The organism is Chryseobacterium gambrini (assembly GCF_027920505.1).
GTDB classification, from domain to species: domain Bacteria; phylum Bacteroidota; class Bacteroidia; order Flavobacteriales; family Weeksellaceae; genus Chryseobacterium; species Chryseobacterium gambrini.
This window is the reverse complement of the sequence record NZ_CP115857.1, coordinates 2,851,544-2,874,680: the sequence shown is the minus strand read 5'-3', so window position 1 is coordinate 2,874,680 and position 23,137 is coordinate 2,851,544. Positions and strand designations below refer to the sequence as shown.

The 23,137-nt window shown below is 35.8% G+C and carries 26 protein-coding genes; 5 read left to right on the top strand and 21 right to left on the bottom strand.

All coding sequences use genetic code 11. From position 1 onward, the window contains the following. Positions 1-28: 28 nt before the first annotated feature. The 5 genes from PFY09_RS13035 to PFY09_RS13015 all read right to left on the bottom strand — a co-directional run bounded on the left by PFY09_RS13035 (position 29) and on the right by PFY09_RS13015 (position 3,959). Entirely contained in the window at positions 29-1,033 is a 1,005-nt protein-coding gene (locus PFY09_RS13035; protein WP_271159988.1) for an SPFH domain-containing protein, read from the bottom strand. Between the two features lie 72 nt (positions 1,034-1,105). Then, positions 1,106-1,510 carry a hypothetical protein gene (locus PFY09_RS13030; protein WP_271159987.1) on the bottom strand — a complete coding sequence of 135 codons (405 nt, stop codon included), beginning with the start codon at positions 1,508-1,510 and terminating at the stop codon, positions 1,106-1,108. Between the two features lie 2 nt (positions 1,511-1,512). Then, a complete protein-coding gene (locus PFY09_RS13025; RefSeq protein ID WP_271159986.1) occupies positions 1,513-2,061 on the bottom strand; it encodes a prolyl hydroxylase family protein in 549 nt (182 codons plus the stop codon). Between the two features lie 31 nt (positions 2,062-2,092). Next, positions 2,093-2,635 carry an NADAR family protein gene (locus PFY09_RS13020; protein WP_271159985.1) on the bottom strand — a complete coding sequence of 181 codons (543 nt, stop codon included), beginning with the start codon at positions 2,633-2,635 and terminating at the stop codon, positions 2,093-2,095. A 628-nt stretch (positions 2,636-3,263) separates the two neighbouring features. Beyond that, on the bottom strand, positions 3,264-3,959 hold the full coding sequence (locus tag PFY09_RS13015; protein WP_059135587.1) for an NUDIX hydrolase: 696 nt from the start codon (positions 3,957-3,959) through the stop codon (positions 3,264-3,266). A 124-nt stretch (positions 3,960-4,083) separates the two neighbouring features. On the opposite strand from PFY09_RS13015, the gene PFY09_RS13010 reads away from it, so the two are divergent. Beyond that, on the top strand, positions 4,084-4,722 hold the full coding sequence (locus tag PFY09_RS13010) for a DUF1579 domain-containing protein (RefSeq protein ID WP_271159984.1): 639 nt from the start codon (positions 4,084-4,086) through the stop codon (positions 4,720-4,722). Positions 4,723-4,797: 75 nt separating this feature from the next. Here the strand turns inward: PFY09_RS13010 and lepA are convergent, their stop codons facing one another. From lepA to PFY09_RS12975, 7 genes are all read right to left on the bottom strand, one after another. Further along, positions 4,798-6,594 carry a translation elongation factor 4 gene (lepA, locus tag PFY09_RS13005; RefSeq protein ID WP_108409949.1) on the bottom strand — a complete coding sequence of 599 codons (1,797 nt, stop codon included), beginning with the start codon at positions 6,592-6,594 and terminating at the stop codon, positions 4,798-4,800. A 90-nt stretch (positions 6,595-6,684) separates the two neighbouring features. Next, positions 6,685-8,484, bottom strand: a complete 1,800-nt coding sequence (locus tag PFY09_RS13000; RefSeq protein WP_271159983.1) for a BamA/TamA family outer membrane protein — start codon at positions 8,482-8,484, stop codon at positions 6,685-6,687. 131 nt (positions 8,485-8,615) lie between these two features. Beyond that, positions 8,616-9,635, bottom strand: coding sequence for a hypothetical protein (locus PFY09_RS12995; RefSeq protein WP_271159982.1), 1,020 nt, complete (start codon positions 9,633-9,635; stop codon positions 8,616-8,618). Positions 9,636-9,656: 21 nt separating this feature from the next. After that, positions 9,657-10,664: a hypothetical protein gene (locus PFY09_RS12990; RefSeq protein ID WP_271159981.1), complete on the bottom strand. Its 1,008-nt coding sequence runs from the start codon at positions 10,662-10,664 to the stop codon at positions 9,657-9,659. 96 nt (positions 10,665-10,760) lie between these two features. Continuing rightward, complete coding sequence (locus tag PFY09_RS12985; RefSeq protein WP_076391070.1) at positions 10,761-11,273, bottom strand: hypothetical protein; 513 nt, start codon at positions 11,271-11,273, stop codon at positions 10,761-10,763. Between the two features lie 7 nt (positions 11,274-11,280). Further along, positions 11,281-11,907, bottom strand: coding sequence for a hypothetical protein (locus PFY09_RS12980; RefSeq protein WP_271159980.1), 627 nt, complete (start codon positions 11,905-11,907; stop codon positions 11,281-11,283). Between the two features lie 18 nt (positions 11,908-11,925). Continuing rightward, positions 11,926-12,477 carry an RNA polymerase sigma factor gene (locus PFY09_RS12975; protein WP_076391069.1) on the bottom strand — a complete coding sequence of 184 codons (552 nt, stop codon included), beginning with the start codon at positions 12,475-12,477 and terminating at the stop codon, positions 11,926-11,928. Positions 12,478-12,752: 275 nt separating this feature from the next. Between PFY09_RS12975 and PFY09_RS12970 the strand changes: the two genes are divergently transcribed. From PFY09_RS12970 to porW, 4 genes are all read left to right on the top strand, one after another. Further along, the gene (locus PFY09_RS12970; RefSeq protein ID WP_271159979.1) at positions 12,753-13,502 is read left to right on the top strand and encodes a Rossmann-like and DUF2520 domain-containing protein; all 750 of its coding nucleotides are present in this window, start codon (positions 12,753-12,755) and stop codon (positions 13,500-13,502) included. Next, a complete protein-coding gene (locus tag PFY09_RS12965; protein ID WP_076391067.1) occupies positions 13,492-14,013 on the top strand; it encodes a KdsC family phosphatase in 522 nt (173 codons plus the stop codon). Before PFY09_RS12970 ends, PFY09_RS12965 begins: the two co-directional genes overlap by 11 nt. Positions 14,014-14,023: 10 nt before the next feature. Then, the gene (locus PFY09_RS12960) at positions 14,024-14,578 is read left to right on the top strand and encodes a Maf family protein (RefSeq protein ID WP_076391066.1); all 555 of its coding nucleotides are present in this window, start codon (positions 14,024-14,026) and stop codon (positions 14,576-14,578) included. Between the two features lie 86 nt (positions 14,579-14,664). Further along, complete coding sequence (porW, locus tag PFY09_RS12955; protein WP_271159978.1) at positions 14,665-17,274, top strand: type IX secretion system periplasmic lipoprotein PorW/SprE; 2,610 nt, start codon at positions 14,665-14,667, stop codon at positions 17,272-17,274. A 16-nt stretch (positions 17,275-17,290) separates the two neighbouring features. On the opposite strand, the gene tsaB is transcribed toward porW, so the two are convergent. The 9 genes from tsaB to PFY09_RS12910 form a co-directional block, all read right to left on the bottom strand. Next, on the bottom strand, positions 17,291-17,974 hold the full coding sequence (gene tsaB, locus PFY09_RS12950) for a tRNA (adenosine(37)-N6)-threonylcarbamoyltransferase complex dimerization subunit type 1 TsaB (RefSeq protein ID WP_116098715.1): 684 nt from the start codon (positions 17,972-17,974) through the stop codon (positions 17,291-17,293). A 53-nt stretch (positions 17,975-18,027) separates the two neighbouring features. Continuing rightward, the gene (locus PFY09_RS12945) at positions 18,028-18,459 is read right to left on the bottom strand and encodes a nuclear transport factor 2 family protein (protein WP_116098714.1); all 432 of its coding nucleotides are present in this window, start codon (positions 18,457-18,459) and stop codon (positions 18,028-18,030) included. 15 nt (positions 18,460-18,474) lie between these two features. Then, the gene (locus PFY09_RS12940) at positions 18,475-19,227 is read right to left on the bottom strand and encodes an SDR family NAD(P)-dependent oxidoreductase (protein ID WP_271159977.1); all 753 of its coding nucleotides are present in this window, start codon (positions 19,225-19,227) and stop codon (positions 18,475-18,477) included. Between the two features lie 9 nt (positions 19,228-19,236). Beyond that, a complete protein-coding gene (locus PFY09_RS12935; protein WP_271159976.1) occupies positions 19,237-20,067 on the bottom strand; it encodes a hypothetical protein in 831 nt (276 codons plus the stop codon). 2 nt (positions 20,068-20,069) lie between these two features. Continuing rightward, complete coding sequence (locus tag PFY09_RS12930; protein ID WP_271159975.1) at positions 20,070-20,441, bottom strand: YraN family protein; 372 nt, start codon at positions 20,439-20,441, stop codon at positions 20,070-20,072. Beyond that, positions 20,441-20,833, bottom strand: a complete 393-nt coding sequence (locus PFY09_RS12925; RefSeq protein ID WP_271159974.1) for a hypothetical protein — start codon at positions 20,831-20,833, stop codon at positions 20,441-20,443. The genes PFY09_RS12930 and PFY09_RS12925 overlap by 1 nt, the downstream gene beginning before the upstream one ends. Before the next feature lie 37 nt (positions 20,834-20,870). After that, entirely contained in the window at positions 20,871-21,800 is a 930-nt protein-coding gene (locus tag PFY09_RS12920) for a S66 peptidase family protein (RefSeq protein ID WP_271159973.1), read from the bottom strand. After that, complete coding sequence (locus PFY09_RS12915) at positions 21,793-22,482, bottom strand: LysE family translocator (protein WP_076391058.1); 690 nt, start codon at positions 22,480-22,482, stop codon at positions 21,793-21,795. The genes PFY09_RS12920 and PFY09_RS12915 overlap by 8 nt, the downstream gene beginning before the upstream one ends. Positions 22,483-22,572: 90 nt before the next feature. Further along, entirely contained in the window at positions 22,573-23,055 is a 483-nt protein-coding gene (locus PFY09_RS12910; RefSeq protein ID WP_271159972.1) for a hypothetical protein, read from the bottom strand. Between the last annotated feature and the right edge of the window lie 82 nt (positions 23,056-23,137).

Below are 23,137 nucleotides of genomic sequence, written 5' to 3'. Positions count from 1 at the left end.
ATGCTTCCAACTTCCCTCTTCCAGCCTCTTACTTTTTCAAAATACTATCCAACAAATCGGGACTGATGTTTAAGTTTCCGATTTTCCCTGCGTTTTCTGCCAATTCTCTGAACGCTAAAGCGATGTTATTTCTCGCATCCTGTCTTCCGCTTAAAGCAGTGAGGACTTTCCAGTCGATTTCTTTGTATGGTTTTAAGGAAGTTTCAAGAATATAACCTTGTGTTTCTGCTTCTTTTCTGTCGTTTTCCGTTTTTTGCTCAATCAGTTTTTTTCTCTGGTTTTCTGCAGAAATATCGGCGGCAATTTTCATTTCACGAAGAATCCTGTTGTTTTCTTCCTGCTGAACTTCGGTTTCCATCCTTTTTTCTTCAATCTGCTTTTGCTTTTCTTCAACCGCAATTTCCGTATTCAGCTCAGATTCTTTGATCTTTCTTTCCTGTTCCACCGCAAAATTTCTTCTTTCATAAATCGCTTCATCGGCTTGCTGCTGCAGTTTTTCTCTGGTTTCCGTTTCCAGTGCTCTTGCCATTTCCGGAGTGGTCTGAACTGCTAAAATATTGGCTCCCAGAATTTCAATTCCCATGCTTTTAATGGATTCGGAATCGATTAATCCTTTCAGAATATGATCTTCAATCTGTTTGGCAGAACGGATAGCATCTTTTAAATTGAGCTGATGAATGAATGATGAAGTCGCTGTCTGTGCGAGATTGATGATTCTCTGGTTCAGCTTTTCAATGTCATTCTTTTTGTAAACTCCTTCTCCATCCACGGTAAAATCCAGCGTGTTGGAAAGAGCTTTCGGATCGGTCACTTTATAGCTGATCTGTCCCTGAATTTTCACGGTCTGATAATCGTTCGTGTTTTCATTAAAGATAAACGGCAGATCGTTACTTCCCAACGGAATCGCCACAATAGACGAATTGGGAGCGAAATAAAAGAACGATAAGCCTCTTCCTTCTCTGGCGATCTTTCCATTTTTAAAATGAAGAACGTACGTCATAGAATCAAATTTGATGTGTGTAAATCCAAACATAGCTTTATGATTTTTAGTGAAACAATTTGTTAATTTTCGTGTATTTTTTACGCAAATTATGGGTAAAATTTTTTACACTTTTATTTTATTCAGAGCAAAACACTTTTCGATATTTTTTAATGTTCCGCTTTTTCTTTTTTCATCGGTATTGAAATCAACCGCCAGAAAATGAGTGCATAGATCAATTCCAAAGGTATCTCTTTCATAATTTGAAGTAAATCCTCCGATAACTTTCCATTTTTCAGCCTTTGTTTTAAAAGAATTGGCAAAATATCTCGGTCTTTTTCCGACATGAAGAATGGTTACCTTCTGTGTTTTATCTTTTAAAAATTCCATCATTAATGTGTCGGTCCCTGAAAAATCTCCGATAATAAACTCACACTCATCAAGATTGAATTTCTTTAACGGTTCGATATAAAACTGCTGAAACTTTTCCCAGGATACATTTCCGTTTCCTGAAACGTAAATCTTTTTCATTTTTAAGTCTTTAAATACATTACATCTGTTCTTAAAACATATTTCTGTCCGCTGATGAGTGTTTTCCCTTCATGTCTCAAAGGATGATAGAAAACCAACGCAGAGCCTTTTTTCGGAGCTACAGTAAACAAGTGTTCAAATTCTGTTTCTCCGCCTTCGAAATCATCATTCAGATAGATTAAAAAGGTATAGAAGCTTTTCTCATTTTCATTTCTGATGTAGCTTCCGTCGTGGTGCATTTTAAACTGCTGTCCCGGAGAATATTTATAAATCCTGAACATTTCATTAAATCCCGAAACTTCATCATTTTCATGAATCTGAGGAAGAAATTCAACTGCTCTTTGAAAAAGATTTTCGGCTAAATTATTATCAAAAATCATCAATCTATCGTTGTTTCGGATTCCTTTGCTCATAACCTGTCGACCTCTCATATTAATTTTCGCTTCCTCAAAGACTTTATCCTTCGTCATTTCAATATAATGATCGCATTCTTGATCCGAAAGGAAATTTTCTATTAAAAATATCTGAGGATGGAGTTCTGTTTTTTTCATGATTCCTAATTGGTTTACGGTTATTGTGTTTTTACCCTCTTAATTCGTCTCTTACTTCCATTAAAGCAAATCCTAACAAATTTTCACCATTCCATTGTGACGGATCTTTGGCTTTTGCATTGGTTTCCAGCATTCCGATTCCCCAGATTTTGTCGTACGGACTTGCCTCTACTAAAATTGTATCGTCTGTTGAAAGCAGAAATTCTTTAAATTTTTCGTTTTGTGAAAACTTTAATCGATTTCCTTGTTTTACAATTTCATATTTATGTTCGTTCCAGATTTCCGGATCAAAATTTCTGACTTTTCTGCCTAAACTTTTTGCCTGATTCGGAGTTTCTGCTTTTAAAATCTGCTCTAAAATTTCATGATCATTAAATAATCTCGCTTTTCCAGCCATCATATAATGTTCTGCTGTTTTGTAAATGTTTCCGTTTTCTTCAAACTCAAAAGGAAACCACTGACTGAAGCAGGCTTTTGTAATTTCATCTTTCACGGTATGTCCCCAAAAGAAAAGAAATTCCGGGTTTTCTTTTTGATGAAATTTTTCGATGGTATTACTTAATGTATATTTCATTATTGCGTTATTTTTACACAAATTTAAAGGAATATGATTTTATCTTCCAAATTTATTTGTGTTATTTTTACGCTAAACATTTTAATTGATTGATTTTCAGTGTTAAAAATTTATTTTTATTTAAACACAAGTGGCACAAATGTTTTTCACAAATGGCGCAAATTTTATTTATACTTTAGATTTTGGCTAAAGCTGGTTTGAAATTATTTTATTTAAACACTAATAGCACAAATGTTTTTCACAAAGGACGCAAGTATTTATTGGTTTTATGTTTAGGCTAAAGCCAATTGAAATCTTTTAATTGAAAGAACGGATTAAAGTCCGTTTCAAATGATATTGAAATCGTGATCGTAATTGACTTGGTAAGCTGATTTTATTTAAACACGAATGACGCAAATGTTTTTCACAAATGGCGCAAATTTTTAATCAATTAATATAGAGGGTAAAATTTACACACATTGTATCATTCTGACACAGCCTTAAGTGATGCGAATGAAGTTCAAAGAATCTCAAATTAATTTTTAAAGATTCTTCATTCCGCTTCGCTTCATTCTGAATGACAGCGAACGCAAAAGAATCATTCGTGAAAATTCGTGTAAATATTTGTGCTATTTGTGTTAAAGAAAAACTATTTGATTTCGAAATAAAATCCCTGCTCTTCGAGTTCCTTGTATTTTTCCTGATTGAAAGTGAAGAGTTTTCCGGGTCTTCCGCTGCCTTCTTTTTTGAGATTATTGGTTTCATTAAGCAATCCGTAGCTCATGATCTTTTTGCGGAAATTACGGCGGTCTATTTCTTTACCGATGATGGTTTTGTATAGGTTTTCAAGATCAGAAAAGGCAAATTCGTCATTTAAGAGATTAAAACCGATCGGCTGATACTGGATTTTCGTGCGAAGTCTTTTTAAGGCAATATCAATAATGGATTGATGATCAAAAGCCAGTTTCGGAAGCTGATTGACACTGAACCATTGTGCATCTTCGGCATCAGAATCGGCAAACAATTCATGATAGGATGGATTGACAAGTCCTAAATAAGCGATGGAAACTACGCGGTTTCGGGGATCTCGACCAACGTTTCCAAAAGTGTACAGCTGCTCCAAAAAATCAGGCTTTATTCCTGCTTCTTCGTGGAGTTCGCGTTTTACGGCATCATCAAGATTTTCATCGTCTAAAACCAGACCTCCGGGAAGCGCCCAACCTCCTTTGAAAGGCTCGATATTTCTTTTAATGAGAAGGATCTGCAGATCTTTTTTATCAAAATATCCGAAAATTACTGCATCTACAGCCACTTTTATATCCTGTAATTTTTTTGGAGACTCCATTGTTTTAATTTGCGTTATGAATACACAAAATTACAATTTTGAATCATCAATATCAACATAAAAATAATTATTCTATGTAGACAATTTTTATTTAAATTTATAATCAACTTAAAACTAAACAATTATGAGAAATTTATTTTTTACAGCTTGTACCTTTTTTCTACTTTTCTCTTGTGATAAAGGCAAAACTGTGGCAAAAACAGACTCAGATAAAACAGATTCATTAACCAATGAAGAATGGAAACCAGTAGATTCTGCAACTGCAACAAAAGACTGGATAGAATATGCAACTCCGGGAGAAATGCACAAAATGTTAGCAAAATCTGACGGAAATTGGTCTGGAGAAAATACCATGTGGATGGAAAACGGCGGAAAACCAATGATAAGCCAATCTGAAGTTACCAACAAAATGGTTTTCGATGGTCGTTATCAGGTAAGCAATCACAAAGGAAACTTCATGGGAATGCCATTTGAAGGAATGAGCATTTTGGCTTATGACAATTCTAAAAAGAAATTTGTAAGTACGTGGATCGACAATATGGGAACAGGAATTATGAATATGGAAGGCGATTGGAATCCGTCAACAAAATCTATTGAATTTAAAGGAAAAATGACAGATCCATCAAGACCTGGAAAAGACTGTGACGTAAGAGAAGTTTTCACTTTCGTTGATGATAACACCCAAAAAATGGAAATGTACGGACCGGATTCTAAAACAGGAAAAGAATTTAAAACAATGGAAATCAAGTTCACGAAAAAATAAAAATCTTATAAAAAATCCGCAGAAAAATTTCTGCGGATTTACTTTTATCTTTTGCCTTTTTACTTGGCTCTTTCACTAATCATTCAGCTTCAAAACAGCCATAAACGCCGATTGCGGTACTTCTACCCTACCAATCTGCTTCATTTTCTTTTTACCTTCTTTCTGCTTTTCCAAAAGTTTACGCTTTCTGGAAATATCTCCTCCGTAACATTTTGCGGTAACGTCTTTTCTTAACGCTTTTATGGTTTCCCTTGCAATAACTTTCGTTCCTAAGGCTGCCTGAACGGCAATATCAAACTGTTGTCTCGGGATCAGTTCACGCAATTTTTCGCACATTTTCTTACCGATGTAATAAGCGTTGGAATCGTGAATTAATGATGATAAGGCATCCACCATATCTCCGTTGATCAGGATATCCATTTTTACAAGCTTGGAAGCTCTGAAACCAATCGGATGATAATCGAATGAAGCATACCCTTTAGAAATGGATTTCAGCCTGTCGTAGAAGTCGAAAACCACCTCTGCCAAAGGCATATTGAAGATTAATTCTACTCTGTCTGAAGTCAGGTAACTCTGGTTAACGATTTCTCCTCTTTTTTCGATACAAAGCGTCATTACAGAACCCACAAAATCTGATTTTGTAATGATAGAAGCTTTAATATAAGGTTCTTCTACTCTGTCCATCGTGGTAGGATCCATCATTTCCGATGGGTTATTAATCATAATCGGAACTTCAGGCTCTTTTTTAGTATATCCGAAATAAGATACGTTGGGAACCGTAGTAATCACGTTCATGTTGAATTCTCTGTCGAGTCTTTCCTGAACGATTTCCATGTGAAGCATTCCTAAGAATCCGCAACGGAAACCGAAACCAAGCGCCGCAGAACTTTCAGGTTCGAAAACCAAAGAAGCATCATTCAGTCTTAATTTTTCAAGAGAGAATCTTAATTCTTCAAAATCCTCAGAATCAATCGGATAAATTCCGGCGAAAACCATTGGTTTTACTTCCTCAAAACCTTCAATCGGTCCTGCTGCAGGTTTTTCAAAAGAAGTGATTGTATCTCCTACTTTTACTTCTCTAGCATCTTTAATTCCGGAAACCAGATATCCTACATCTCCACATTCTACCGATTTCTTCGGAACCTGCTTCAATTTCAGTGTTCCTACCTCATCAGCTCCGTATTCTTTCCCGGTTGCGAAGAATTTAATTTTTTCATTTTTAGAAATACTTCCGTTTACCACTTTAAAATAAGCCTCAATTCCTCTGAACGGATTGTAAACTGAATCAAAGATCAAAGCCTGAAGCGGCGCATCCGGATCTCCTACCGGAGCCGGAATTCTTTCTACAATCTGCTCAAGCAAATGGTGAACTCCTTCTCCTGTTTTTCCGGAAACCCTTAAAACATCTTCATAGTCGCAACCGATCAGGTTCATAATTTCGTCGGTTACTTCTTCAGGATTTGCGGAAGGAAGGTCGATTTTATTCAGAATAGGAATGATGGTTAAATCGTTTTCCAATGCTAAATATAAATTACTGATTGTCTGTGCCTGAATACTCTGTGCCGCATCTACAATAAGAAGCGCTCCTTCGCAGGCAGCAATGGAACGGGAAACTTCGTAAGAAAAATCTACGTGTCCCGGTGTATCAATAAGGTTTAAAATATATTTTTCTCCTTTGTATTCATAATCCATCTGGATGGCGTGGGATTTTATGGTAATTCCACGTTCTTTCTCCAAATCCATATCATCCAGTGTCTGAGACTGCAATTCTCTCTGAGTCACCGTATTGGTATATTCCAAAAGACGATCCGCCAAAGTACTTTTACCGTGGTCGATGTGGGCGATTATGCAAAAATTTCGTATGTTTTTCATTTAAGAATCTTGTAATTTGCAAAGATAACAAAATGCAGGATAATTCCTTAGTGTAAATTTTGAAGAACAAAAATTTAATTTTAAGCCTTTTTAATTTCCAAAATTCACGAAATGCGGAATGTCTGTGGTAAAGCCGTTCATTGGCAAAAGGTTGTTCCGGGTGCTGTTGAAATCGAACAATGAATTATTGTCAAAAGGAACTTTTGGGTAATAGGTGAAGGAAATCTGAATCCGGTTGAAGACCAGAAAAGGATTATTAATGAGAACACCGATTCCTATTTTTGTATTGACGTTTGTTTTTAATAATTTTTCATCGGGCATTGCCAACCAGCCTGCTGCTGCTGTTAAATAAGGACTGAAATGAAAGTTTTTCCAGGTTTTATTAACGAAAAGCTGAAGCTGATATCGCAGAACGAGTTTTTTTGTCCCGATATAATCTGCACTGTACACCGGAAACTCATCGCCTGCGGAGAGATTGATGCGGTCTCTGTAAGAATAGTTCTGCTGCGGATTTCCCAAGGCTAATGTGGGCGAAAAAAAGTGTCTTGCACTGGCAAATTTCCAATCCATAAGATTGGTGAAATAGGTTCCGTCTAACCGGAAAGATTCGCGGTTTTGTCTGTCTTCGTTGAAGAATCTTCCGAATTGTGCTTTCACACTGAAATATCCGATGTCGGTAAAATCTCCGTATGCCACGGAAATTCCTGCATACGGAATGATTCTGTTGCTTCTTGATAAACCTCCCGCTGTAAGACTCACTGAAGTTCCATACGCAATATCTTCCGGAAGATCGTATTGAAAAATGTTCTTCTGCACGGAGAATTTTCGCTGTATAAATCCTACAGACGCCAGAAAACTGCTGTAAGAGGTAAAGTAATCGTACTTGTCTATTGCAGGATTGTCTTTGTACTGATAATTCTGAAATCTTCCGATTAAAGCAATATTGCTGGAAACTTTTTCTGAAGTTTTTGAGGCAATGGGAATCTGGTAACCTCCCCATAAATCCTGACTGTACACTTTAATCTGAGCTTCAGGAAAAACGGTTTTGGATTCGATCGGCAGCAAAACCCGGCGCATAAAATATTCAAAATTAAATCCTCCCGCCCATTTCGTTAAAGGAGAGAAAAAATCGCGCGTTGCACTGAGGCTGATTCTTTCATTTCTGGCAAAATCTCTTTCTCCCAAAATCTGTGCATTGATGTAGGAACCCCATAAATTGTATGCGGTGTAACTTCCGAGTAAATAATTCTGTTTTTCTTTGGAATCGTTACGGTACAGAAAACTTAAATCATGTCCCAGACCGAGAAAATTTTCTTCGGTAACGCCTAACCCTATTTTACTTCCGGAATAGCTTGCTCTGGGTTTCAGACTCCATGAATCCAGCACTTTTACGATAACATCGATAGAATCTTTGGTGGAAGTACTGTCGGAAATACTGATGTTCACTCTGTTGATAAAAGGCATTGTTCTCAGCAGACGTTCAGACTCATAGATTTTCTGGGCATTATATTCCTCTCCTTTTTGGAAAAGTAAATAATTATTAATGGTTGAAATTCTCGTATTGGAGTGAAGATGATTGGTAAACCAATCGTACCATCTGGATTTTTCTTTTTTATCCTGAGAACCGTATCCGAAAGGATCTATGGTTTCTATTTTAATATTTCTGATGTATTTTCCGTCGTGTGTTTCCTGTGCCACTTTTTCGGTGGTTGTTTTTACAGAAACGGAATCTGCTTCTCTACGAAATATAAAACGGTGAAGGAATTTGGTAAATTTTCTCTTATCTGAAAATTTTTCAATTTTATAATAGATTGAATCCTTTTTTTCCTGTGCGTGAAAAAAGAAGAAACAATTAAAAATAAGAGCTAAAATTACGATCGACTTGTTCATTTACCATCTGAAATTCGGTAAATTTTGTAGTATCAATTTACAAGCCATAAAGTGCTGAATATTTTTTTTGCTGAGTAAAGAATCTTTTTAATTCACAGAAAGTTTAAAAGAGAGACGCGCTGTTTCTCTTTTTATGGTAATTCATCAAAAATATCATTAAAATCGTACTCGCCTGTCATCGGATCGATGTAAATTTCCTGAGGATTATGACTCAGCTTATTCGGATTAAAAAGTAATGCATCTGCAATTCCGCCGGCCAATCCAAACATGATTCCTAATTTAATATCATATTGAGGCGGAAATAAACTTGAAGGTTTTGCGACGATGTAAAATCCTTTTTCGTTTTTTAACAGTTCCTGAAATCCTGAATAGGTATTTTTAAACGCTTTTCCGTTTTCTACATAGATAAACATTTTACGGGAAGGAATTTTCATTTTCTTTCCGTTTTCGGTTTTTACAGCCCTGTCTAATGTTCCATTTTCCCATCGCTCCAAAGTGTAGCCTTCTTCTGGAGTCTGCCTGAAAAACGAATTGTAATCCAGATAAATTCCTTCTTTCAAGGTTTCATTTTTAAAGGCAGGATAATTATTTACATAGTTTTGATAATTGGAAATATCATCTAAGGTAAGATCATATTTTGAAGGTTTGGATTTGTATGTTTTTTCAAGATACAAAGAAAAAAGATGATGCATATTTCTCACCATCGCATCGGCAACATCTCTGTGACTGAACATAAATGTGGTGTCTTTTTTATACAGAAAATGATACTTCCCCTCTTCTTTCACAAAGCTTTGAAGGGAAAATTTCATGGTTCCGATGTTTTTCCTTTCGTACGTTTCTTTTACAGATAATTTAAGATCATTGAGAACTAATACAAGATCCTGCTTCCCTCCTTTCAGATTGCTTTTACGGAACCATTCGGAAAGATCGTCTTCAGGACTGGTCTGAAACGAAACTTCTCTCATTTCTTTGCTGTCTCCGAAAGGCAGAACTCCGATGGTTTTATCTTTTCTGTTATCAATAACAATTAATGAGCTGTAATCTCCTTCTCCGTTATTGGGAATACTGCCTTTCAGTTTTATGATTTCTTTATTCTGGGCAAAAGAAACAATCACCAGACAAGTCATGATAACCTGCAAAAACTTCTTCATCATTAAAATTTTAAATTAAAATTACTTCGTAAAAATATATTCTCCCGTAAGCGGATCGATGTAAATATTAGACAAATTTTCAGGTTTATCTCTTGCGGCTTTTCCGGAATCGAGTGCCGCCCCGATCATTCCGCCGACAATTCCGCCCATCATTACACCAATCATAACGCCGTTATTAACATTCTGAGGCGGAAACAGCTCAAGTCTTGAAGAAACTACATAATATCCTTTATCGTCTTTCTGCATTTCTAAGAAGCCAACAGGCGTAAGTCGGTATGCTTTTCCGTCTTCCACATATCCAAAAACATACTCGGCGGATAAAAGAAGATCTTCCCTGTTTTTAATCCCGATAACTTTTCCTTTTTTATTTTTATCTACATAATATCCTTCTTCCGGCTTTTGAAGAGAAAAAGATCTGAAATCTTTATACACTCCGTTTGTAAGTTCAGGGACTGTAAGATATTTGATATTTTTGCCTACGATTTCCTCATAATTATGAAGATCAGACTCAGCAATTGGAGTACTCAAAGCGATATGCGAGTAAGAATCTTTAATTAAAGTGGAAAAAATAGTTTCTATGGCTACAGATATTACTCTTGGGATGTTGGGCGTTAATTTTGAATTGAAATCTACCGTACTGTTGTACCGGTTAATGAAATAATATTTGCCGTTCCTGTTGATAAAACTGCTGATTTTAACCTTTGCATTTGCCAAGCCTGTGTTTTTAAAATCATCAATCCTGATTTCTTCCAACAACAAAACAATATCGTTATTATTTCCTTTGGTCTTATTATCGTTTGCAAACCAGCCTTCTACATATTTTTTAAGATCCTCATTTTCAAACTTCAACTGAACATTTTCTTTTTTATAGGTTACAGTTCCTAAATCTTTTTCAGTTCTGTTATCAATCAGGGTTAAAGACTTTACCCGTGAGAATTTATCTTTAATACTTTGGTTGAGCTTTATATATTCAGTTTTCTGCGCTGTTAAAATACACGAAAACATCAAAAACAGAATTATCTTCTTCATCGTTAAAAATTTCCGCAAAAATATAGTTTTAATTTAAAATTAAACGACCCTCACAAATAAATTGCAAGGGTCGTCCAACATTAAAAAAATAAACTATTATGGGTTTTGTCTTGAAGCGTTATTACTGCCATTATTTCCGTGAGGTTTTCTTTCGTTCATTTTATCTCTCATCATTCCCTCAGACTGGAAAAGCTTCAAAACTTTTTGGCATGGTATTACTTTCTGCATTTTGTCTGCATATTTCTTCCTGTTATCGAGCAGCTTCTGCCCTACTTCAAAACTCTGCTGAAGCTTGGCTTTTGCCTCCTCATCCGATAAGTTTTCAGGATTAAAATCAGAATTAAACTGACTTTTTATCTGCTTCTGGCTTTCCAGATATTCATTATAAATATCGGTAAACTCTTCCTTATCACTGGGATCAATATCCAGATTATCCATCACCATATTATTCCTGAACTTCATCAGAAGATTCTTTCTTTCCTCAGGAGAAAGATTATTGATGATCTCCTTTCTCTGTTTAGGATCCATCTTCTTCCAGTCATAATCTGTCCTTTGGGCATTCAGACCAAAACTATAGATAATAAAAAGCGTAAATAATATCTTTTTCATTTTTCTTTTAATTATACAAGTCCAAATAAACGTCCTGTGTAGAATTGCTTGCCAGTTCCGAAATTTCGGAATTTGAGAAGGAATCCAGATACTCGTTCATCTGAGCCTCATTTTGTTTCGAAACAGATGGTGAAGATTTTGGTCTTGTTTCATCTGCCATCTTAGCCGTTTTTTCTTCTTTCGCTAAAGACTTATTGTTTTCCTGAATGCTACCTGTTTGATTGTTATTCTCAACAGAAGTTAAATCAGATTTTAAGGTTTCATAAGCAATCTGGCTTTCAGGTTTTGGTTCCTGCTTGTTTGCTGCAACCTGTTGCTGTACCTCATTTTCATTGTCTCCGTTATTGAAAACAAAAGTCGCTCCAAAAATCAAAGCAAGTGATGCCGCCGCTGCATAAGCCCAGTTAAGTTTGAAAATCGGTGCTTTTTTTACAGGCAGAACACGCTTTACGACATTATCCTGAACGGTTTCAAATAATTTTTCAGGAACGGTGTAAATATTCTTGCGTTCCAATTGCTCCAGATCAAAATCATTCATTCCGCTCAATACCTTTCCCTGAATATTTTCAAACAAATTTTCGGGGACTTTGTATATGTTTTTGCGTTCTAATTTTTCCAGATCAAAATCTTTCATGCTGTTTTTTCTCAAAAATTATCTTTCGTAATTCTCTTTGATGTATTCTTCTATCTTCTGTTTGGCATAATGATAATTTGTTTTTAATGTTCCTACGGACATATCTACAATTTTAGATATCTCTTCGTAAGGCAAATCATCATAATACCGCATCATAAATACCAGTTTCTGCTTTTCCGGCAGACTTTGTATGGCGTTCTGCAGCAAAATCTGTATCTCTTCTGCATCTCCGTCTGTATTGTCTGCAATAAGATTCTGCATATGATATTCGGGATCTTCATCGGTCTTCTGCATTTTCTTCAGTTTATTAATCTGCTGAAGCGCCTCATTGGTGGCGATTCTGTACAGCCATGTGTACAACTGGCTGTCATTTTTAAACTGATGAAAATTCTGATAAGCTTTAATAAAAGTCTCCTGCAAAGTGTCCTGCGCAAGATCTCCGTCCACAATAATTCTTCTTATGTGCCAATACAATCTACTCTGATAAGCATCCATCAGTGCACGAACTCCTTTTTCCTGAGTTCGCGGATCTTGCATCAACGAAATAATTTCCGTGTCTTTAATCTTCATAGGATGCTTTCATTGTTTTGGATTACAAAAATAACTGAAAGTTAAATTACTCCTTCAATTTTTAGTCCAAATATCTTTATTAAATATATGAATTATTTTAAACGTTTTCATTGTGTTCTTATTTATTGATAATCTTATATCCTTAGAATTACTTTAAAATAAAGAAATTTATGGCTCTGAATAAAAAATTCACCATACAATAATCGTTATCCAGATTTAGATTTGAAAATTAAATATTCACTTTTAAATCAAACCAGAAAGTTTATATTTGTTTTATGCAAATTGTAATTATCGGATCAGGAAATGTAGCCTATCATTTGGCAAAAGCATTCGTTCAGAATAAGATTCCTTTGGCTCAGATTTTTGGAAGGAATGAGGAGGAATTAAAAAAAATCTCCGAAGAATTAGAAATCAATTATTCAACTAAAAATTTAGTCGATTCAGATTTATACATCATTGCCGTAAGTGATAACTCCGTTGAAGAGGTCTCAGAAATGATTCCCAAAAAAGACTGTCTTGTTGTTCATACTTCCGGATCGTTACCCAAAGAAAGCTTAAAAGGAGATTATCGGAAGGCAAGTTTTTATCCTTTGCAGACCTTTTCAAAATCTAAGGAGCTTGATTATTCTAAAATTCCCTTTTTTATCGAAACAGAAAATGAGCAGGATAAAAAAACACTTTTTGAAATTGCTTCGAAGATTTCAGAAAACGTGATGGAAAGTACCCATGAAAAAAGAAAATATATCCATCTTACCGCAGTTTTTGCCTGCAATTTTGTCAATCATCTGTTTGCAAGGGCCAAAGAAATTTCAGATTCTCAGGAAATTCCTTTTGATTATTTTTTACCATTGATTGATGAGACTGTACAAAAAATTTACGAAATTGAGCCCCGATCTGCCCAGACCGGTCCCGCAGTAAGGAACGACAAAAGAATACTGGAGCTGCACGAACAATTACTGCATGGAGAAAGTCTGGAAATTTATAAGACAATGAATCACTCAATTCAGAAAATGTATGAGTTATAAAGAGAAATTAAAAAATATTAAAGCGTTTGTATTCGACGTAGATGGCGTTTTTACAGACGGAAGCGTGTATCTTATGCCCGGAGGAAATATGTGCAGGGTAATGAATGTTCTGGACGGATACGCCGTAGTTAAAGCATTAAAAAACAATTATTTAATCGGAGTGATCACCGGAGGAAATGATGAAATGGTAAAACACAGAATCAATTATCTGGGTATTGAAGATTATTATGCAAAATCCCACAATAAGATGGCAGATTTTGAGGATTTCAGAAGAAAAAATCATCTGAAGTACGATGAAATTTTAACAATGGGTGATGACCTTCCGGATCTTCAGATCATGAAAAGTTCTGCCATTTCTGCGTGTCCGGAAAATGCAGTTCCCGAAATAAAAGCCATTTCCGATTATATTTCGCCCATCAAAGGCGGAAGCGGAGCTGTAAGAGACGTCATCGAACAGGTGATGAAAGTTCAGGGAAACTGGTTCGACGACGATGACACACAATCTACTTAATTTACTGTAAATGAAATTATTACTAGCCTCACAATCTCCGAGAAGAAAAGAACTTTTAACCAGTTTAGGGTTTGAATTTGAAGTCGTAAAGATTGATTGTGAAGAAATTGTTCCAGAACACATCAAAGTAGGGGAGTCTGCTGCTTATTTATCTGAATTAAAAGCAGATGCATTCCGAAGTCTTGAAAAAGATGAAGTATTGTTAACCGCAGATACCGTTGTAGCCATTGATGATCAGTTTCTGGGAAAACCATCAGATGAAAAGGAAGCTAAACAGATGCTTCAGCTTCTTTCCGGAAAGACTCATCAGGTTTACACCGGAATTACCATAAAAACCTCAGATAAAACCATCACACAGACCGATGTTGCCGATGTGGAATTGGATGAAATTACAGACGATGAAACAGAATATTATATTAAAAATTACAGACCTTTCGACAAAGCCGGAAGCTACGGTATTCAGGAATGGCTCGGAATGGCAAAAATCAAAAAAATAACAGGAAGCTATTATACGATCATGGGACTTCCTACTCATTTGGTTTACAAAATTTTGAAAGAAATATAACGAGTTTCCCCATAAAATTTTATTATTTTTACAAAATCATCAATCCTACTGATAATAAAAAGTAGATTAGCGAGTTATATTTAATAATGAAAAAGAATATTTTATTCCTTTTGATACTCTGTATCGTTGCTTCATGCGCCACAAAGGTAAAAAAGCCTGAACAGCGGTCTAAGTTTATGAAAGGATTTACCACATATTACAACACGTTATTTAATGCAAAAGATGCTTTAAATAATGAGTTTGAGACCCGCGACAAAGGGCATAAAGACAATTTTTATGCGCCTTATATCCCGATTCTTACGTATGAAGATCAGCCTTTGGGAAGTGATCTGGGACAGTCTGCTGCATTTGCAGAAAACTCCATGAAAATGGGAGAGATCAACCGTCCTCAGCAAAACACGGATTCTCGTGGCGGCCGTCCTCCCGAAATGCCTTCAGGAATGCCCGGAAATCCGATGTCGGGTGCAACGGGAATGGCTACTGGAGAATCCGGTCAGCCGGAACAGAAAGGGGCTACCACACTGGAAATTGCAGAAGCAAAGGCTTTAAAAGCTATCAACAAATATTCTGTGATCCGACATGGTGAAGAGCAGAACAAGCAGATTTTCGATGCGTACATGATTCTTGCACAGGCGAGAATTTACAGAGGGAAATCTTTGGAAGCACTTGATGCGCTAAATTATGTTTTCACGCACATGAAGGATGATAAAAGACTTCCTCTGGCAAGAATTTATCAGGGTTTAGCGTATGATCAGATCAAAAACTATCATAAAGCTCATGAAACTTTTGCCAAACTGAAAGGTGACAAAATTTCCAAGCAATATGAGAAATTACTGAGTATTTACTATGCAGAATCTCTTTTGGATGCAGGAAAAAAAGAAGAAGCCATAAAAGAACTGGATAATGCTTTTGAACTGAACAGCAACAGAAAGCTGAAAAGCCGAATTGCTTATCTGAGAGGGCAGGTTCTAGAAGGTCTTAACCAGAATGAAAAGGCTCGCGAAAGCTTTATGGCTGCTTACAAATACGCCAATGATTTTGAATTTGAGGTAAAATCCCAGATCGAAATTGCCAAAACTTTCAACGGAAACGGAGATTACAGCGGAGCAAGAAAATACCTTGAAGACATCAGTAAAAAAGGAACTTACGGATCCAGAAAAAACGAATTTTACTATGCTTTGGGACTGATGGCAAACAAAGCCGGAAAAAAGGATGAAGCTCAGGAATTTTTCAGAAAATCTCTGAAGGAAAAAGTGTCTGACGGGCAAATTCGGGGTCTTGCTTACTATGAAATCGGGAAGGGCTATCTGGATAAAAATGATTACATCGGAGCCGGAGCGTATTATGATTCTGCTTTGGCGGTAATGACTTACGAACCTTCAAAAGTCCTTTTGGCAGATCAGTCTACGTACATCAAAAAGATTTCAAGAAACTATTATCTGATCAAAAAGAACGACAGTATCCTGAATCTGGCAAAAATGGCTATCGACCAGAAAACAGATTTTTTCAATAAATACATTGCTAAAATCAAGGCAAAAGAAGAAAGGGAAGAACTGGAAAGAAAACGTGCAGAAAGAAGCAAAGGTTTTGATACGGGAGATTATAATGCAACTTCCATATTTGCCAACAGCTCAAATTCTTTTGAAGATTTCGGAGTGGCAACCAAAGGTTTCTATTTCAGCAATACAGGGACGGTTTCCAAAGGAACCCAGACCTTTAAGCAAACCTGGGGAGACAGAGCTTTGGTAGACAACTGGCGTTTTTCCAAGAAAATGGCAACAATCGAAGATCTTAAAAATGATGCTTTAGGAACCACTGCTGCACCAAATCCGAGACGTTTTGAACCGGCTTTCTACATAGAGCAGATTCCGACAGATGTTGCAAAACTGGATCAGCTTAAAAAAGACAGAGATACCGCTTCTTTAGGTTTGGGAGTTATGTATCAGAACTATTTTACCAATACGCCTTTAGCTACAAAAACCCTGTATGATCTGGTGGATGTAAAACCTGAAGAAAAAGTAATGTTACAGGCTTTGTATGAGATTTTCGCCATGAATTATGAAAAAAATCCACAGGCAGCCGAAAGAGCAAAACAAATCCTCTTAAAAGACTATCCTTACACATCGTATGCAGAATTTGCAAGAAATCCTAAAAGCAGTTCTTTCGTAAAATCTTCCGCAGATGTGGAAAACCAGTACAAACAGGCTTTTGCGCTTTATGAATCTGAGAAGTTCGGGGAAAGTAAAGATCTCATTGAAAAAGCGATCCAGCAAAATCCGAAGGATGCCCTGGTTCCGAAATTATATTTGCTGAATGCATTTAACTCAGGAAAAGCAAGTGGGAAAGAGGTAATGATTCTTCAACTGGAACAGATTGCCCTGAATTACGGTAAAACACCTGAAGGCGAAAAAGCCAAAGAAATGCTTAATTATCTGAAAAGTGACCTGAGCTTCCAGGCTACCGATAATAAAGGAAATGCGGTGCCTCAAAATCCGGGAGATATGGTAAACAATGTTCCGCAACAACCGACACAGCAGAATAACGGAATCGGCAGTTCTCTACAAATGCAGGGAAATAATATGATGAATAATCCTCAGCAGAGCCAGCCGATGAACAACAGCGGAAACAAGCCGCCCAAAAAACAAAATAACAATCAGCAGCCTCCTGTGAATACAGTTCCGGCAAAACCACAATAAAAATAAAAGCGAAGAACTACTCTTCGCTTTTATTTTTTTTCTTTACTCCATGAAAATCTTTGAGATAGAAAGGCTCAAAATAAGCAATGTCCTCAAATTCTTTCTGCTCTATTTTTTCAAGTGCTTTTTTTACTAAATATTTTGCAGAAGGATAGGAATTTTCATCAAATACGGCATTAGGAAGCTGTAAAATCTCTTTTGCTTTCTTGGTTCCATCTCCTGCAAACAGTATTTTTTTGTCTTTGAATTCTTCAAAAGAAGTTTCGTCTAGAATTTTAGCCTCAGTTGCAGAAATTTCTTTGCCTGTTTTTCCGTCATAAACCGCCGTATAAACCTCCATTCGTCTCGCATCGATCATTGGTACTATCAAATCGTAGTTTTGGTCTAAAAAAGGCTCTATGATGCTTTCCATAGAATTTACCGCAATCAATGGAATTTTTAGTCCGTAGCAGAAACCTTTTGCAGAAGCTGCACCAATTCTCAATCCGGTATACGAACCGGGACCTTTCCCCAGACAAACTGCTTCAATTTCCTTCATGGAAATTCCGGCTCCTTCCAAAGCCCATTCTACGAATGTATGCAGACTTTCAGACTGTTTGTAGTTTTCAGAAACTTCTTCCGTTACACACAACAGTTTTTCATTATCGGAAATGGCTACGGAACAGTTTTTTGACGAGGTTTCGAGATATAGAATTTTCATTTTTTAAATTTAAAATCAACAACAAAATCCAAATTGATTGTTTCAGTGCAAATTTATGGCTTTATTTCCACACTTTGCCTGCTCCAGAGTTTCCAGACCGATTTCTCTTTTTTCCAGATTTCCAGCAATGCAAGAATCATTTCGAATTTCTGGCTTATGTAGGTTCCTGAAACTTTTATTTTTCTTCTCAGTGAGCAGATATTTTTATCTTTTTTAAGCTCTGAAATTTCAATCTGTTCGATCTTATCATAAATTACTTTTTTCGAGCCGAAATCTCTCTTAAAATCCGAATAGTTCTGAATCCATCCATTGGAGTGTCCGAAAGAAACATCGTCTTCGAACAAATCTAAAACTCCGGAATCGTTATTCTGTATGAGAGAATCCAGTTTTACCGTCTGAGAAAGCAGTTGTTTTTCGTCTTTAGAATACTTCTGGGCATATCCTAAAATACAACAGAAACACAGTAAGAAGAGTAAAAGTTTCATAGTTCAAAACTCAGATTATAGCTTTCTGTGGATGGTTCTTGGTTCCGCCTGAGCAGAAGGGTAGATCGTCATATCCGAAATACAGACGTGTTTCGGAGCATTGATGCAGTAAGCAATGGAATCTGCAATATCTTCGGCTTTCAGAGGTTCGTAACCGGCGTAAACCGTTGCAGCTCTTTCGCTGTCTCCTTTAAATCTTACCATCGAAAAATCTGTTTCTACCGCTCCCGGCTGAATATTTGTTACTTTAATTCCGAATTCCGTGAGTTCGATACGCATTCCTTCGGAAATAACATCCACTGCTTTTTTTGTAGCACAATAAACCACACCATTTGCATAAGTCTGTCTCGCTGCAACGGAACTGATGTTGACGATATGTCCTGAATTTCGTTCTTTCATTCCGGGAATAATCATTTTAGAAACGTACAGAAGTCCTTTCACATTTCCGTCGATCATAGAATCCCAATCATCCGTTTTTCCGGCAGACAAAGGATCTAATCCATGAGCATTTCCGGCATTGTTAATTAAAACATCAATATTTTTCCATTCTGAAGGAAGAGAACTGATCGCTGTTTCCGCATCTTCAAGATTTCTGACATCGAATTTTAAACTAAATATTTCGGTATATTGTGAAAGTTCATTTTTTAAATCTTCAAGAACTTCAGACCTTCTTCCGCAGATAATTATTCTGTTTCCCTGTTTTGCCAGAAGTTCGGCGGTAGATTTTCCGATTCCGGATGTTGCTCCGGTGATTAATATTGTTTTCATTTTTACTTTTTATTTTTGAATTGTATTATGGTCTTTTAATCTTTTCATCAGAAGTGTATAGATCCAAAATTCAAACCACGGAATACACATTAAAAGCACCCAAATTAATAAAATTCCTTTTAAAATGGTCTTAAACTGCGATTTTAAAATCATTAAGAACAGATTCTGAATTTTCTGAACGATGGATTTTTCAATATTTCCAGGGTTCAGTACCACAAGTTTTTCTGATATCGCATCAAACTCTCCATAAGAAAGCTCATTCGTAATGCCTCCATTGGGAACAGAATCCAAAATTCCGTATATAATGAATGAATAGATTTTATCTCCATACCGATTCACAAACATGGAAGCCATCCAGTTTTTTGGAAGATCTATCATATCATTTTTAATGTGGTATGCTTTCGCGATATCAATGACTTTAATCTTTGCATTGTTATTTTTCTGACTGAGATCTTTAACAGCTTTTCTGAGATCTTCAATAAAAACTTTTTTAGACCTGTTGTCTTTAAAAATATAGTATGTACTGGAATTATAGACCTGCTCAGAAATGGAATAACTGTCTTTCTTTAATGCAAAATACACTCCGAAAAATAATCCAATTTTTAAAGAAAAAATGATGTTGACAATAAAAATGGCAGGAATATAAAGTTTAACAAACCAGTTGTAGTATTTCTGTCTGCGCGATAAAGCTTTGTATTTTTTTAGGATGATGACCAAAAAGGAACTTATCAGCAAACCTAAAACAAGGAAAAGGAAGCAGAAAAGAACAATTTTTAAAGGATAATTCTTTAAAACGTATCCTACAGCGTTGTATATTGTTTCCCAATGTATATTCTGCATAATCAGTTGGCGTCAAATGCTTCAAAAGCATCGATGATATGTTCGATCACCAGATTTTTATTTTCGTCGGGAAGAACGGAAATGATGTCAAATCGTACTTCCTGATTTTTATTGTATTCTTCCATGAAATAATTGGCAGCAGAAACAATCAACTTAATCTTTCGTTTGTTTACAGCTTCCTGTGGAAGATTAAACACATCAGTAGAACGTGCCTTTACTTCAACGACCACAATTAAACTATCTTTTTCGGCAACCAAATCCAGTTCTGCTTTCTGATACCGAAAGTTTCTTACCAAAATTTTGTAGCCGTTTTTCTGTAAATATTCAGCAGCCAATTCTTCTGCTTTTTTACCAAAATCGTTGTGATCTGCCATTACTTAAAAGATAATTTCTGTTTTCTTGAAATCCAAACCTCTTTATTTTTGCAATCCCAGTAAAATTGCGTTGTAGAAAGGCTAGACTGTTCGAGATTTGAATATAATGAAATTGTATCATCCAATTTATTTGCATCAATGTGAATTAATTTATCAATTGTAAAACCTAAATTATTCTCTAATTTAAAGGTTTTATAATGTGTAAAATCAAATTTACTATCATCAAATAATTTCCCTGTGTCTCTATATTGATATAAAGTATAGTGCTGGTTTTTACAAGGACATTTCTCTGTGTACTCTAACTTCAAATTTCTTTTAAAAAAGATAAAATATACACTCAAAGCTATCAGAAATAATATAAAGAGAATGCCTTTAATTATATTTTTATCCAAAATGTTCATTTAGATGCTCTCTTCACTTTGTCCGTTTTTAAAACTCAATCTTAGCCTTACTCTTAATCTCCAATCTCACATTTCCACCAATAATCAACGGTCTGTTGTCTTTGATGTGTCCATTCGGGAAACCGAAAACTGTTGGGAACTCATACTTTGAAATTCTGTCGGCAATTAACTTGTAGGCAAATTCATCAAAGCTTTCTTCGTATTGTTTATTTTCTTTTTCATCGCCCATATTGGTCATTCCGCCGATAATCAAACCTGAAATTTTATTAAAAACTCCGGCTAATTCAAGACTCATGATCATTCTGTCGAGAGCATAAAAGTTTTCGCCGATATCTTCAATGAAAAGAATTTTATCTTTAAAATCAAAGGAATATTTCGTTCCTAAAAGCGCATAAATCAAGGCTAAATTTCCACCGACCAACTGTCCTTCGACGTTTCCTTTTTTATTAAACTGATGAGAGGAGAGGGTATATTTAAGGGGTTTTCCTTTTAAAACATTAAAAATAAGATCGTAGCTTTCTTCGGTAACGCCAAAGCTCGATGTTTTTACAGTCTGTCCGTGAATCGATGCAAAACCTTTTTTCAGCAGATAACTCTGGATTACCGTATTGTCTGAATACCCAATATACCATTTTGGATTTTTGGCAAAGTTTTTAAGATTAAGATGCTGAATGAGATGCTGACAACCGTAACCGCCTCTTGAAGCCCAGACTGCGGAAATTTCGCTGTCATTGAGCGCCCAGTTCATGTCTTTTAATCTTTCCTGATCCGTTCCTGCGTAATTGTATCCGTTTGCATATATCGTGTAAAGATGTTCTCCCAAAACGGGTTCGAAACCTTTACTTTTAATCATTTCGATTCCCTTTTCAAGCTGGGAAGATTCTACGGCTCCCGCAGGAGAAATAATGGCTATTTTATCGCCTTTTTTCAGGGATTTGGGAAAGATTGTTTTATTCATTTGTCTTTTTGTATTTTACTTCGGTTTTCTCTGCTTCTTCCAGTCTTTTATCAAACTGATTGAATTTTTTAAAGCTCTGCAAGAAGATAAAGAAACTGAATATGATGAGAATTCCGCCAACAATTCTTCTGATTCTGTTGGCTAATTTTTGGGTAAGTCTGTCGTGAAACTGCTTCGCAAGGAATATTTTTACCAGATCGATAAAGAGATACGTTCCGATGACGATTCCGATGTATAAGATGAAATTACTGGTATCCGGATACTGATTTCTTACCGAAATAACGGTTACAAGCCAGAAAAGGATGACTCCGACATTCAGAAGATTAAAGAAAAAACCGTTAACGAATGTTTTAAAATAGTTCTGATTGATGAATTTTTCTTCTCCGGGAATATGCATCTTGGTTTTGGTAACCATCATCACAATTCCGTACACAAAGATCAGAATGGCGGTAATCCTGTAAAATCCGGGATGTTTATCGATAAGTGTTACAATATCTGCACTCGCATAATACGCTGCCAAAATGCACAGAAGATCTGCAGAAATAACGCCTAAATCCAGTGCTAAAGCATGTTTCGGACCTCTCGAAAAGCTGGTTTCAATTAAAAGGAAAAAAATAGGTCCTATAAAAACCAGACTCAGCATGAATCCTAAAACGATGGCAGATAATATAAGTTCAAACATTCAGTGGTGTTTTCAATGAAATAATTTCATCTATTTATACAAAGTTAGTTTTTATGTTGTAAAAAGCAAATAAGAAAAGCATCGGATCAATTAATACTTATCAAACTCATACAATTCATAATATTCTATAAGTTTATCTTTGTATTCCTGTCTCAATTTCGGAAAAACATAAAAAATCCATTGCTTAGAATAGATATAATGCGATAAAAAATTTCTTTTAAAGGAATAATATGATTTCAGATAGTTCTTCCAACTTTCATGGTATTTTTCAAGTGAAGAAAGAGATTCAGGATCATTTTTTCTGATCTTTTCATGAAGTTTTAGATAAATATTTTCAATTTCTTCTTTCCAGGAATTTTCTTCAATTCTAAAATTATTAATTACATCGACATCAGATCCTTTACCGTCATCAAAACTTTTAATTCGGGTTAAAGCTGATTTCAGAGACGGACTGTACGGTAAGCTGTCTTTTATAAAATGCGACTGATCGCTCTTTTCAGTAACTATTTTCTGTTCATTTCTTTTGCATTCAATACATAATAGCAAGCCCAGTAAAAGAGCTACAGTATTCATATTTCTTATAATTCTAAAACAGTATTTTCCCATCAAATAAATTTTAAGTAAAATAAAAAAAACTGCAATTTCTTGCAGTTCC

Coding starts and splice junctions, on each gene's coding strand:
- PFY09_RS13010 (WP_271159984.1), top strand. CDS start 4,084: ATGAGAAATTTATTTTTTACAGCTTGTACCTTTTTTCTACTTTTCTCT.
- PFY09_RS13025 (WP_271159986.1), bottom strand. CDS start 2,061: ATGAAAAAAACAGAACTCCATCCTCAGATATTTTTAATAGAAAATTTC.
- PFY09_RS12960 (WP_076391066.1), top strand. CDS start 14,024: ATGAAATTATTACTAGCCTCACAATCTCCGAGAAGAAAAGAACTTTTA.
- PFY09_RS12985 (WP_076391070.1), bottom strand. CDS start 11,273: ATGAAAAAGATATTATTTACGCTTTTTATTATCTATAGTTTTGGTCTG.
- PFY09_RS12970 (WP_271159979.1), top strand. CDS start 12,753: ATGCAAATTGTAATTATCGGATCAGGAAATGTAGCCTATCATTTGGCA.
- PFY09_RS12910 (WP_271159972.1), bottom strand. CDS start 23,055: ATGAATACTGTAGCTCTTTTACTGGGCTTGCTATTATGTATTGAATGC.
- PFY09_RS13015 (WP_059135587.1), bottom strand. CDS start 3,959: ATGGAGTCTCCAAAAAAATTACAGGATATAAAAGTGGCTGTAGATGCA.
- PFY09_RS12945 (WP_116098714.1), bottom strand. CDS start 18,459: ATGAAACTTTTACTCTTCTTACTGTGTTTCTGTTGTATTTTAGGATAT.
- PFY09_RS13000 (WP_271159983.1), bottom strand. CDS start 8,484: ATGAACAAGTCGATCGTAATTTTAGCTCTTATTTTTAATTGTTTCTTC.
- PFY09_RS12980 (WP_271159980.1), bottom strand. CDS start 11,907: ATGAAAGATTTTGATCTGGAAAAATTAGAACGCAAAAACATATACAAA.
- tsaB (WP_116098715.1), bottom strand. CDS start 17,974: ATGAAAATTCTATATCTCGAAACCTCGTCAAAAAACTGTTCCGTAGCC.
- PFY09_RS12935 (WP_271159976.1), bottom strand. CDS start 20,067: ATGCAGAATATACATTGGGAAACAATATACAACGCTGTAGGATACGTT.
- PFY09_RS12975 (WP_076391069.1), bottom strand. CDS start 12,477: ATGAAGATTAAAGACACGGAAATTATTTCGTTGATGCAAGATCCGCGA.
- porW (WP_271159978.1), top strand. CDS start 14,665: ATGAAAAAGAATATTTTATTCCTTTTGATACTCTGTATCGTTGCTTCA.
- PFY09_RS12940 (WP_271159977.1), bottom strand. CDS start 19,227: ATGAAAACAATATTAATCACCGGAGCAACATCCGGAATCGGAAAATCT.
- PFY09_RS12920 (WP_271159973.1), bottom strand. CDS start 21,800: ATGAATAAAACAATCTTTCCCAAATCCCTGAAAAAAGGCGATAAAATA.
- lepA (WP_108409949.1), bottom strand. CDS start 6,594: ATGAAAAACATACGAAATTTTTGCATAATCGCCCACATCGACCACGGT.
- PFY09_RS13020 (WP_271159985.1), bottom strand. CDS start 2,635: ATGAAATATACATTAAGTAATACCATCGAAAAATTTCATCAAAAAGAA.
- PFY09_RS13035 (WP_271159988.1), bottom strand. CDS start 1,033: ATGTTTGGATTTACACACATCAAATTTGATTCTATGACGTACGTTCTT.
- PFY09_RS12915 (WP_076391058.1), bottom strand. CDS start 22,482: ATGTTTGAACTTATATTATCTGCCATCGTTTTAGGATTCATGCTGAGT.
- PFY09_RS12965 (WP_076391067.1), top strand. CDS start 13,492: ATGAGTTATAAAGAGAAATTAAAAAATATTAAAGCGTTTGTATTCGAC.
- PFY09_RS13030 (WP_271159987.1), bottom strand. CDS start 1,510: ATGAAAAAGATTTACGTTTCAGGAAACGGAAATGTATCCTGGGAAAAG.
- PFY09_RS12990 (WP_271159981.1), bottom strand. CDS start 10,664: ATGAAGAAGATAATTCTGTTTTTGATGTTTTCGTGTATTTTAACAGCG.
- PFY09_RS12930 (WP_271159975.1), bottom strand. CDS start 20,441: ATGGCAGATCACAACGATTTTGGTAAAAAAGCAGAAGAATTGGCTGCT.
- PFY09_RS12995 (WP_271159982.1), bottom strand. CDS start 9,635: ATGAAGAAGTTTTTGCAGGTTATCATGACTTGTCTGGTGATTGTTTCT.